The organism is Acidobacteriota bacterium, assembly GCA_034211275.1.
In the GTDB taxonomy this organism is placed as follows: Bacteria; Acidobacteriota; Thermoanaerobaculia; order Multivoradales; family JAHZIX01; genus JAGQSE01.
Window position 1 is genome coordinate 1 of record JAXHTF010000198.1, and the last position, 12,383, is coordinate 12,383.

At 67.6% G+C, this 12,383-nt stretch carries 5 protein-coding genes; 3 read left to right on the forward strand and 2 right to left on the reverse strand.

The features are described 5' to 3' along the window. Together SX243_21470 and SX243_21475 are read right to left on the reverse strand one after the other, a co-directional pair. Window positions 1–2,156, reverse strand: a 2,156-nt coding sequence (locus SX243_21470) for a condensation domain-containing protein (protein MDY7095554.1), incomplete at its 3' end; no start/stop codon positions are given. A 58-nt stretch (window positions 2,157–2,214) separates the two neighbouring features. Next, window positions 2,215–7,317 carry an amino acid adenylation domain-containing protein gene (locus tag SX243_21475; protein MDY7095555.1) on the reverse strand — a complete coding sequence of 1,701 codons (5,103 nt, stop codon included), beginning with the start codon at window positions 7,315–7,317 and terminating at the stop codon, window positions 2,215–2,217. A 543-nt stretch (window positions 7,318–7,860) separates the two neighbouring features. Here SX243_21475 and SX243_21480 point away from each other — a divergent pair. From SX243_21480 to SX243_21490, 3 genes are all read left to right on the forward strand, one after another. Continuing rightward, the gene (locus SX243_21480) at window positions 7,861–8,310 is read left to right on the forward strand and encodes an S-adenosylmethionine decarboxylase (protein MDY7095556.1); all 450 of its coding nucleotides are present in this window, start codon (window positions 7,861–7,863) and stop codon (window positions 8,308–8,310) included. A gap of 94 nt (window positions 8,311–8,404) precedes the next feature. Continuing rightward, window positions 8,405–10,432, forward strand: coding sequence for a CRTAC1 family protein (locus tag SX243_21485; GenBank protein MDY7095557.1), 2,028 nt, complete (start codon window positions 8,405–8,407; stop codon window positions 10,430–10,432). A 108-nt stretch (window positions 10,433–10,540) separates the two neighbouring features. Then, the gene (locus tag SX243_21490) at window positions 10,541–11,914 is read left to right on the forward strand and encodes an IS110 family transposase (protein MDY7095558.1); all 1,374 of its coding nucleotides are present in this window, start codon (window positions 10,541–10,543) and stop codon (window positions 11,912–11,914) included. Window positions 11,915–12,383: the final 469 nt, after the last annotated feature.

The following is a 12,383-nucleotide window of genomic DNA, read 5'->3' on the forward strand; positions in this document are numbered from 1 at the left end:
TAGGCGGCGTCGGCGGCCCGGGGAGTGGGTAGGGCCCCGTCCCCCAACCCTCCGTCTGCCGCAGCAGGAGGCTCGGCGCCGGCGACCACCGTCTCGACCCCGGCCGCTCGGAACGCCTCGATCAGCTCCTCGTCTGCCTCGCGGCCTACGAAGACCCGCGCCGCCCCGGCGTCCTCGGCCATCCACGCCAGCCGCTCCGGAGGGTGAGCGGGGTCCAGCGGCAGGTAGGCGCCGCCGGAGCGCAGCACCGCCAGCGCCGCCACCACCAGCTCGACGGAACGCTCCAGACAGAGGGCGACGATGGGCTCCTCGGCGCGGTTCCGCTCCCGCAGCCCGTCTTTCACTAACCAGAGCGCCCAGCGCCCGGAGCGCTTCTCCAGCTCCCCATAGGTCAGCGATGAGTCGGTGTCGGAAAATACCGCCGGCAGGTCGGGATGGCTCTCCACCCACCGCAGCACCGCCGGCAGCACCGTTTCGCGGCCGGTGCTCTTCTCGCCAGCACGCGCGCTGCCGCCGGCGTGGCTCCAATCCCACAGCAGCTGCTGGCGCTCGGTAGGGCCGGTCAGCTCTACCTCCGACAGGCGCTGGCCCGGATCGTAGGCCAGGGCTTCGAGCATCCGCCGCAGATGGCCCGCCCAGCGCCGGACGGTGCTGCGGTCGAAGAGCTCGGCGCTGAAGAGGATGGCTCCCGTCAGACCAGGGTCCTTCAGACTGGTGCCCTTCGAACCGGAAGTTTCGGCGCTGTGCTTCGCCTGCTCGCCCTCCGGCTCCAACGCCAGAATCAAATCCTGCTCGGTGAGTCCCCGCGGCACCACCTCCAGCGGCCCGGCCTCGATGGCCGGCAGATAGAGGGTCTCGGCGGGGACGTTCTGCAGCGCCACCGTCGCCTGGTAGAGGGGGGCGTGGCTGAGGCCGCGCTCCGGGGAGACCTCCTGCACCACCCGGGCGAAGGGGACCTCGGCGTGGCTCATGGCCTCGAGGACCACTTCCCGGGCGCGCCGCAGCAGCTCCACCAGGCTGGGGTCCCCCGCCAGATCGCAGCGCAGCACCACGGTGTTGACGAAGAAGCCGATGAGGCCTTCCACCTCCTTGCGGCTGCGGCCCGCCACCGGGGTGCCGAGGGCCAGGTCGGTCTGACCGGACCAGCGGGCCAGCACCGCCGCCCAGGCCGCCGTCAGCGCCATGAAGAGGCTGGCGCCGGAGTCCCGAGCCTGGCTTTCCAGAGACCGCACCAATCGGCCCGGCAGCCGGAGCGGTACCTCGTCCCCGGAGAGGCGACGGGCGGGCGGGCGGGGGTGATCCACCGGCAGCTCCAGCGGGGTCAATCCCTCGAGGGTGCGGCGCCAGAAATCCAAATGGGAGGCGCCGCCGTCGCCCTTCGCCGTCTCCGCCTGCTGCTGGCGCTCCCAGGCCGCATAGTCGCCGTATTGCACCGGCAAGGGATCGAGCTCAGGCGCTTCGGGACTCTCTCCCCGGCGCGCCGCGTCGGATGCGTAGAGCTCACTGAGCTCGCGCTGCAGGACGCCGAAGGACCAGCCGTCAGAGACCAGATGGTGCACCGTCAGGAGCAGCACATGCTCCTCGTCGGCGGCGCGCAGGAGGAGGGTGCGGAAGAGCCCCGAAGCCTGGGATCCCGAACCCTGGGATCCTGAGCCCTGGTCCCCCGGCCCCTGAGCCACGGGCATGGGCCGCCGAGCCTCCCGCAGCTCCAGCCGTCGTCCCTCGCGGCGCCGGGCCGGTTCCGGCAGGCAGCGGAGATCGATGACCGGCAGCGGCGCCGGAATCCGCGGCCGGGCCGGCGTCACCCTCTGGACGGGACCGCTCTCGAGCTCCGGGAAGGTGGTGCGAAGTACCTCGTGGCGGGCCACGAGGGCGGCCAAGGCTCGCGCCAGGCGCCCCACTTCCAGGGGGCCGCCCAGGCGCTGCTTGCGGCAGAGGAGGAAAAGGCCGGTCCCGGGGAGGAGCTGTTCGAGGAACCACAGCCGTTCCTGGGCCAGCGACAGAGGAGCCGGCCGCGCCGGGTCGCGACGCGGGATGCGGTCGTCGCCGGCCAGCCGCGCACGGGCCCGAGCCAGCCGCTCCTGTAGCGCCGACCTCCGCCCTTGCAGGCCCGCCCCACCGGTCTTGGGCTCGCTGGTGCTCTTGCCGTCTCCCATCGCTTCTCGCTCTTCGTCCAGGCTCTTCTCTCGCCTTCCGCCGACCCGAGGAGAGGGCTCAGCCCTCCATGGCCTCCAGCTCTTCCATCAACCGGCTCTCGACGAGGATCGCCATCTCCGCGATGGTGGGAGCCTCGTAGAGAGCCCGCACCGGCAGCTCTACTTCCAGGAGCTCCCGCACACGGTACATGTGGCGGGTGGCGTGGAGAGAGTGGCCGCCGAGGTCGAAGAAGTTATCCAGCACGCCGATGCGGGGAGCGGTGATGAGCTCGGTCCAGATGGTGTGGAGGAGCTCCTCCATCTCCGTGCGGGGCGCCAGGTACTCGGCGCGGCGACGCCGAGAAGCACCCTCGGCGAGCTCCGCCAGCATCCGTCGGTCCACCTTGCCGTTGGGGCTCAAGGGGATCTCCTTCACCGCCCGCAGCAGCGCCGGCACCATGTAGTCCGGGAGGCGCTGCCGCAGGTGCTCGCGAACCTGGTCGAGGCTGGTCTCTTCGTCCTCCCCTTCGCGCAACACCACGCAGCCCACCAGGTCGTCTTTCTCCCGGGTCAGCGCCACGGCGGCGTCGCGCACCGCCGGATGGGAGCCCAGAACGGCCTCGATCTCCCCCAGCTCGACCCGGAAGCCGCGCACCTTGACCTGATGGTCGATGCGGCCGAGGAATTCCAGCACGCCGTCGGGGCGCCAACGCGCGAGGTCGCCGGTGCGGTAGAGGCGGCCTCCGGCGGTGCCGGAATGGCCATCGGGAACGAAGCGCTCCGCGGTCATCGCCGGGCGCCGGTAGTAGCCCCGGGCCAGCTGCACACCGCCGATGCACAGCTCACCGGCGGTCCCCAGGGCTCGGGGGCCTCCGGCGGGATCGAGAACGAAGATCGACGTGTTGTCCACCGGCCGGCCGATGGGCACGGAACGCCCGACGGCGTCCGAGCACGGCCAGTGGGTGACGTCCACCGCCGCTTCGGTGGGGCCGTAGAGGTTGTGCAGCGGGCAGCTCATGCGCTGATGGAAGCGCTCCACCAGATCCGGCTCGAGGGCCTCGCCGCTGGCCACCACCCGGCGCAGGCCGGCGCAGGATTCCTCCAACCCATCGGCCTCGAGAAAGAGGCGCAGCATGGAGGGCACGAAGTGCAGGGTAGTGACCCCTTCCTCGGCGATGCGCCGGGCCAGGTAGGACGGATCCTTGTGGCCACCGGGAGTCGCCAGCACCAGCCGGGCGCCGGTGATCAGCGGCCAGAAGAGCTCCCACACCGAGACGTCGAAGGAGAGGGGCGTCTTCTGCAGCACCGCATCCTCGGCGCTGAGGCCGAAGGTTCGCTGCATCCAACGCAGGCGGTTGACGATGGACCGATGGCGGTTCATCACCCCTTTGGGACGGCCGGTGGAGCCGGAGGTGTGGATGATGTAGGCCAGGGCTTCTTCCTCCGAGGTCTCTTCCGGAGGCCCATCCGATGCGTTCTCGGAGGAGGCCGCTGCCAGCTCCTCCACCGTCACCAGCCGCGGCCCTTCACCGCCGGCGAGCCCCTGCACCCGATCCACCGTCGCCGAGTGCGCCAGCAGCAGCGGCGCCCGGACATCCTCCACCACCGCCGCCAACCGCTGCGCCGGGTAGTCGGGATCCAGCGGCGCGTAGGCAGCGCCGGAGCGCAGAATCGCCAGCAGCGCCACCAGCAGCTCCGGAGAGCGCTCCATGGCCAGGGCCACCGGCGTGTCGAGACCGGCGCCCAGCTCCCGCAAAGCCGCCGCCAACCGCGCCGAGCGCTCCTCCAGCTGGCCATAGGTGAGGCTCTCCTCGTCTCCTACCACCGCCACCGCCTCGGGGGTGCGCCGCGCCTGGTCCACGATCAGCCGGTGCAAAACTCGGGGAGCCGGTTCTTCCGCTCCGGTGTCGTTCCACTCCACCCGCAGCTGATGGGCCTCGCCGGCGGGCAGCAGCGGCAGCCGCGAAAGCCGGGTCGAGGGATCCGCCACGGCACCGGCCAAGAGCTGCTGGTACTGGCCGATCCAGCGCTGAACGGTGGTGGGGTCGAAGAGATCGGTGTTGATCTCCCACAGGAAAGTGATGGCGTCCTCGCTCTCCGCCGCGCCGCTGGCCACCCGCTGCTCCCGGGGCAGGATGACCGTGGAGTTGAAGTCGAATTTCGCCGAGCCGTTGGGCAGAGCGACGGTGAGGTCGAGCTCCAGCCCCGGCAGCTGCACCTGCCCCAGGGGAGCGTCGTGGAAGCTGAACATGACCTGGAAGAAGGGGTTGTAGCTGGCGTCGCGCTCCGGCCGCAGGGTCTCCACGATGCGCTCGAAGGGCAGATCCTGGTGCGCGTAGGCCTGGGCTGCGGAACGGGAGACCGCCGACAGCAGCGCCCCGAAGGAGGGGTCCCCGGAGGTGTCGGCGCGCATCACCAGGGTGTTGATGATCATCCCGATGAGGCCTTCCACCGAGCGGTAGCGGCGATTTGCCACGCCGCTGCCGACGGTGAGGTCGTGGTGCCCGGTGAGGCGGTGCAGGAAGGTGAAGAAGCCCGACAGGAGGACCATGAAGACGGTCATGCCGGAGCTGCGGGCGAGATCCCGCACCCCCGCCGCCACCGGCCCTTCGAGCTCCCAGCGCAAGGTCGTGCCGCGGAAGGTCTGAGCCCGCGGCCGTGGGCGATCCAGGGGCAGGGGGAGCACCTCCGGCGCCGGGGTCAGGCGCTGGCGCCAGAAGTCCAGCTGCCGCTGAGCCGCCGGCCCTTCGAGCCAGCGCTGCTGCCAGAGGGCGAAGTCGGCGAATTGGATCGGCAGCGGCGGCAGCGGCGACTCGGCGCCGGGGTCCTCGCGGTAGACGCCGTAGAGCGCGCCCAACTCCTCCAAGAAGACGTTGAAGGACCAGCCGTCGTGGATCATGTGGTGCTCGACGTGGAGCACCCGGTGATAGTCCTCCGCCATACGGAAGAGCACCCAGCGCACCAGCGGCACCTGCCCCATGTCGAAGCGGTTGCGGTAGATGCTCTCCATGATCTGCCGCGAGCGCTGAGGCCGCTCGGCCTCCGGCAGCGCCGTCAGGTCGATGAGCGTCAGAGGCACCGGCCGCGGCGGATGAATACGCTGCACCGGATGCCCTTCCACCGACGGGAAAGAGGTGCGCAGGGATTCGTGACGGCGGACGATCTCGGAAAGGGAGCGCTGGAAGGCCCGCACGTCCAGGTCTCCCCGCAGGTGGATCATGGCCTGAGCCTGATAAGCGAGGCTGCCGGGATCCAGCTCCTGGAGGAACCACACCCGCTGCTGGGGCGAGGTGGGGGGCACGCGGTCCGGTCGCGGCTGACTGCGCGGCGGCGGGGTCTCGTCCTCCCCGAGGTCGTCCGCGGACTGCTCCAAAGCCTGCGCCCAGCCGGCGATGGTGGGCCGGTCGAAGACCGCCTCCAGAGGCAGCTCCCGCCCCAACTCGTCGCGCACCCGGGCCGCCAGGCGAGTGGCCAGCAGCGAGTTGCCGCCGAGGGCGAAGAGAGAGTCGTCGACCCCCACTTCCGTCATCTCCAGCAACTCGCACCACAGCGCCGCCAGGCGCTCTTCCAGCTCGCCGCGGGGCGCCACGAAGGGCGTCGACACGGGCCGCGCCGCGGGGCCGGGATCCGGCAGAGCGTCCCGATCCACCTTGCCGTGGGCGGTCAAGGGCAGCTGATCGAGGGGGACGAAGACCGCCGGCACCATGTACTCCGGCAGGCGCTCGCCGAGCCAGCGGCCCAGCTGCGCCAGATCCAGGTTCCCCAGATCCGGCGCCGACTCCGAGGCTTCCGGCACCACGTAGGCCGCCAACCCCCGGCCGGCGGCGGTCTCCCGAGCCGTCACCACCGCCGCCGCCACCTGGGGATGCTCGCCCAGACGCTGCTCGATCTCTCCCAACTCCACACGGTAGCCGCGCACCTTGACCTGATGATCGATGCGGCCGGCGAACTCCAGCTCGCCGTTCTCCGTCCAGAGTGCCAGGTCACCGGTGCGGTAGGCGCGCTGCCCCGGGGTGGTCGCCTCCGGATGGGGTACGAAGGCCGCGGCGGTGGCTGCCGGACGGCCCAGATAACCTCGCGCCAACCCGTCCCCGGCGAGGAGCAGCTCACCTGCCGCGCTGTTGCCCTCGTTGGTGGCTCCCTCGTTGGCTGTCATCGGCTGCAGCCGCGGTCCCCGGAGCAGCGCTTCGGTGCCCTCCACCGGCCGGCCGATGGGCAAGGCCGTAGATCCTTCAGCGACTTCCTCGACCTGGTAGGCCACGGAAATGGCGGTGCTCTCGGTGGGTCCGTAGGCGTTGAACAGCCGCCCCGGAGCTCCCGCCGCCAACACCTCCGCCATGCGCCGCGGATCCGCCGCCTCGCCGCCGACGTAGACCGTGTCCAGCCCCGAAAACGCCGCTGGATCCTCCCGCACTACCTCGTTGAACAACGCGGTGACGGTCATCAGAGTGGTGATCTCGCCGCTACGCAGCCAGGCGGCCATGCGCCGGGCGTCGCGCACCACCGCCGGATCCGCCAGCACCAGAGTGGCACCGGTGAGCAGGGCTCCCCAAATCTCCAAGGTGGAGACGTCGAAGGAAGTGTTGATGGTCTGCCCCACCCGATCTCCGGGCCCCAGCCGCACCAGCTCCGTAGCCAGCACCAGCCGCTGGATGCCGCTGTGGGTGAGGGCCACCCCCTTGGGCTTGCCCGTCGAGCCGGAGGTGTAGATGACATAGGCGAGGTTGTCCGGAGTCGCCCGGGCCTCCTCCGGAGCGAGATCTGAATCTTCTCCCCCGGCGTCCTCGTCCACCGTCATCCAGACGCCGTCAAAGCCCTCCGGCGGCGCAATCCCGCCGCGGCGCCCCAACACCACCGGCGCACCGCTGTCCTCGATCATGAAGGCGCGCCGCTCCTCCGGATGCTCCGGATCGAGGCCGAGGTAGGCGCCGCCGGCTTGCAGCACCGCCAGCTGAGCCACCACCAGCTCCAGCGAGCGTTCGAGAGCGATGCCCACGATCACTTCCGGTCCCACCCCGACCCGCCGCAGTCGCCGGGCGAGGCGGGAGGCTCTTCGGTTCAGCTCGCCATAGGTGAGCTCGCCTCCCGCGGCGCGTACCGCCGGGCGATCCCGGTGCTGTTGCGCGATGCGGTGAAGGGCTGCGGGCAGGATGAGTTCCGGACGCCAGGCAGAGGATTCCATCAAAAGCCTCGTAGGTCGGTTCGAGGAGGGACACCCCCCAGCAGGACGCAGTGAGTAGCTGGGCGCACGGGCTGGACACAATGGGGCCAGCCTCGGCGCACCGATGATTCGGCGGGCTGGGGGGACGACGTGATCACGGCATTAAGGGAATGCAGACCAACCGCCAAAGCGGGACACTACGAGCGCAATTGATCCCCGAAAGCTACCCCGCTAAAGATAACAAATATTACTAAAATTCAGTTAGATCCTCATTTCAGGGCATAAAATGCGTCTCGCTACGAAATATCGGTCTCAAGGTTGTCGAGAATGTCCCGTTCTGGACTGTCCGGGCACTACATACATGTAGGAAGCATTGTTGATTTTTCTTCAACTCGGCCCACCTGCGGAAGCGGGTTGATTTCGAGTGGTTCGAAGAAGAGAACTCCACTCTTTGATCAGGCCCTGTGGAGACGGAGCTGATTCCATCTTCGCGGAGGCTCGTACTTGCTGCCATCGGCTCGATGACCGGTGGGGATCCTCTGGACGTGCTCGGAGAAATTGAAGATGGAACAGAACGGCCCGACCCTTGATGCCCAGCCGGACGAATCGGCCTGGGGCTACCAGCTCATCCTCGACTGTTTCGGCTGCGACTATGACGCTTGCTGCGACCTCAACCGGGGCTATGAGTTCCTAGACAAAATCTGCGTCGCCCTGAAAATGACGAAGCAGACTCAGCCCTACATTTTCAAGACCTGTGAGACCACGTTCCCGGGCCGCCCCGGGTACAGCGGCTGGGTGCCGATCATCGAGAGCGGCATCCAGATTCACACCTCCGCCTACAACCAGTTCATCAGCATCGACGTGTACTCCTGCCGGCGCTTCGACCCGGCGGAGGTACAGGCCTTCACTCAGCAATGGTTTAACCCGAGCCGCATCGACACAGCGTTCCTGAACCGCGGCAAGGGCTATTTGCAGAAGCAGTTGACCGAGGCTGCGGTGGCCGGCGGGCGCTGAGCCGCCCCGTCAACGCCCCATGAGCCCCGGTCCAACCCCACTCTTTCTCGCACAAGGAGCTAACATGTTCACGAGTCATCGATGTCTCCGGCCCATGGTCCGGTTTGCGGTTCTCGCCGCCCTGACCGTCCTCGCCCTCGGCGATCCGACGGTCGCCTCCGCTGTCACCTTCACCAACATCGCCGAAGACGGCGGCGCCGGCATCACCTGGGAGCGCGTGCCTTCGCCGCGCTTGGCCCACCGCGACGCCATCGTCGCCATGTCGCCCATCCCGTCGATGGATTTCTTCGGCCTGCGCACCAACTCCAGCCCCCAGAAGGGCAGCGGCAACCCGGGCCTGGCGATCTTCGACTACGACAATGACGGCGATCTCGACATCTACGCCACCAACGGCCCCGGTGCCGAGAACAGCCTGTACTCCAGCCAGCTGGTGGAGAGCGGCAGCCTGACCTTCGTCGACGTCGCCGGTGCCGCCGGTGTCGGAGCCTTCGACCAGGACAGCGCCGGCGTGTGCTACGGCGACATCGACAACGACGGCGACCAGGACCTCTACGTACTGGGCACCGGTGAGGCCAACATCCTGTTCGAGAACCAGGGCGACGGCACCTTCACCGACATCACCGCCGCCGCCGGCGTCGCCGGTGACGGCCGCCACCCCGTTGGCTGCTCCTTCGGCGACATCGACAACGACGGTCTGCTGGACGTCGTGGTGGCCAACACCTACGACGACTGGACTCACCGCATCTCGGTCTTCCGCATCGGTCCGACCTACGAGGGCATGGAGCACAACTACCTGTTCCACAATCAGGGCGGCAACGTCTTCGCCGACGTCAGCGCCTCCTCGGGGATCGAGAACGTCTCCAACATGGAGGGTGGCGCTTTCACCTGGGCCATCGCCATGGTCGACTACGACCAGGACGGCGACATCGACATCGTCAGCGCCGACAACCAGGGCGGCGCGCCTCAGGATCGTTCCGAGGAGCGCGGCTGGAACCGCATCTTCCAGAACGACGGCACCGGCCAGTTCACCGACGTCACCATCGCCGCCGGCATGGACATCTTCGGCGGCTGGATGGGCCTCGACTTCAGCGATCTGAACTGCGACGGCAACCTGGACTTCTTCGCCACCAACCTGGGCTACATCGGTTCCGGTCAGCCCTCCCGCTGGTTCTTCGGCAACGACGACGGCACTTTCACCGATCCCGGCGTCGGCGATCTGGTGATGACTCCCTTCGGCTGGGGCGTCAGCTTCCTCGACTACGAGAACGACGGCGACGCCGACATCGTCTTCCACGGCGGCGTCGACATCCTGTCGCTGGTGGACAAGAGCAACCCCGGCGTCATGCTGCGCAACGACGGCGCCTGCTCCGGCATCTTCAGCTGGGACCAGGACGCCTTCAGCACCGATCACCTCAACCGCACGGTGCACGCCGTGGCGGTGGGTGACCTCGACGAGGACGGCTTCGAGGACATCGTCTCGGCCTCCAACTTCAACGTTGTCGAGGACTTCGAGATCCCCTTCGCCGGCGTTCTGCTGCCGCCCTTCGGCTCGCCCTTCGACGAAGTCTCCTCCGCCACGGTGAGCTTCTCCAGCCGCGAGATCATGGGCTTCCAGGTGTACCTGGACCCGGTCTTCGAGCGCGGGAACCTGTCGGTTGAGATCAACAGCGCCGACAGCGGCAACAAGTGGATCGAGGTCAAGGCCCTGGGCACCGTCGGCATCGTCGACGACGCCAGCACCAACCGCGACGGCATCGGCGCCGTGGTGGCCTTCACCCCCCGGGGTGGCAACACCTCGCTGCGGCCCATCATCGGCGGCTCCAGCTACTCCTCCCAGGACGACCTGGCGGCCAACTTCGGCCTCGGTCAGGCCCCCTGGGGCACCGTCGAGGTGATGTGGCCCGGTGGCACGCGCAACCGCCTCTATGGCGTGCGCCACAGCGAGAGCATCACCTTCCCGGAGATTCCCTGCAGCATCGACGACAGCAACGTGCTGGGCTACATCTCCTGCCTGCGAGGCTCCTTGGCGGACCTCGAGAGCGCCGGTGTGCTGGACCGCCGAGAGAAGTTCCGCTTCCTCGCCAGCGGCCTGCGGGCGTTCTTCGAGAACAACGCCCCCTGAGCTAGCCTTTGCCATCGGGCCTCCGGGCCCGAGTTTCTGATATCCGTCGCCGCCCCGGCTCTCGAGCCGCGGCGGCTTTCTTTATGGGTTTTTTGTAGATGGGTTGGGGTGGTAAAACCAAAAACCCTCACCCTCGTTCCCTCTCCCAGCCCTCCCCTTCCCCCGCCCGGTAGAGGGACGCCCCCGCCCAATCCGCTGAGTTTCTGTACGACGCTGATCGACGAGCTTCCCCCTCTACCGGTTGGTGGGGAGGGCGGCTGGGAGAGAAACTATGATGCAGAAAGGGCCACGGCCGTCGTCGGCTCCCGGCCACAAGTTTCTCGACAAAGAAAGGTAGATGGGAACATGTACACGACGACCGCGACCACTTCCGAGCATACCCCGACTTTGTACCTGGCGTTGGATCTGGGTCTGCGCAGCTGGGCGCTGGCGCTGACCGTGGGGCACGGACAAAAGCCTCGCCGCCGGTCTATCGCAGGCGGAGATGTCGACGCCCTGCAGCAGGAGATTGCTCGGGCCAAGAAGCGGTTCGGTCTTCCGGACTCGGCCCCGGTGCGTAGCTGCTTCGAGGCGGGGCGGGATGGCTTCTGGCTGCATCGGTGGCTCGTGTCCATTGGCGTCGACAATGTGGTCGTGGATCCCGGGTCGATTCGCGTCTCTCGCAAAGCCCGCAAGGCTCGCACCGACAAGCTGGAAGCGGCTTCGTTGGTCGCCCATTTGATCAATTTCTCGCAGGGCGATCCGTGTTGGCGAGTCGTGACGATTCCAGAGCAGGTAGAGGAAGATCGCCGACATCTCGTGCGCGAGATGGATACGGTGACCCGGGAACGGACCCGCTCGATCAACCGCATCAAAGGCCTTCTGGTCTCGGTCGGCGTCCACTTGAGCCCGGCCAAAGCTTCCTTCCTCGAGGATCTGAAGGCAGCTCGTCTCTGGAATGGCAAGCCGTTGCTGCCGGGGCTTCTAGCGCGAGTCCGCATGGAGTTCGACCGCCTGTGCTTCTTGGAGGAGCAGCTCGCAGCCCTTGAGCGCCAGAGGACAGCAGCCGTCGAGGAGCGGCGGGATCCGGTGCTGGCCGAGCAGGTCGAACAGCTGACGGCGCTCAAGGCCATCGGCCCGAAGGGCTCGCTCATCCTCTCCAGCGAGCTGTTTTCCTGGAGGCCCTATCGGAATCGACGAGAAGCTGCCTCCATCGTGGGATTGGTGCCTACTCCAGACCGCAGCGGGGATCTGGTCCATGAGCTCGGCATCAGCAAGGCCGGCAATCGACGCGTCCGGGCCATTGCCATCCAGTTAGCCTGGGCTTGGGTCCGATACCAGCCCGACAGTCCCATTACTCAATGGTTTGAGAAACGCTATGCCAAGGGCAGTGGCCGCTCGCGCAAGGTCGGCATCGTTGCCGTCGCGCGGCGACTGATCATCGCTCTGTGGCGCTACGTCGACCAAGGCATCGTCCCGCAGGGTGCCCTCTTGAACCACTAACCGCGGCCCTCCGACGCAACCCTAGATCATGACTCTGGTCCGAGCAGCTTGGAACCGTCCCCTGGGTCGACTCGTCGACCGTGGGAGAGAAGAAGCGCTCGTCTCAGGGCTTAACAGCTGCCCCGAAGCGCAGTCAGTTTGTGGTGATCGACCTCGAGTCGGCACGGATAGAAGGTGGTCCCAGGGCTCGCTCCCTGGACCCTTCGAGGGCCCGCCAGAGTCTTACCTTCTCGGAAAGGAGCCAATCCGGTAGGTTTTTCTCTTGACAAACCGAAGTACATAGAAGGGGGACCGAGGGGGTGAGGGTTCTGCTTTTCGGCTGGGGCTGTAGGTTTCAGCCAAAATCCGGCTAGCCCGGATAATTCATCAGACCACATGACAAGAGGGGCGGTTTCCGGTTAAATCTAAGCATCACAACAAAATAGACTTAGCCGGAAGGGGCCGCCCCTCATGCCAGAGTGTATCCCAC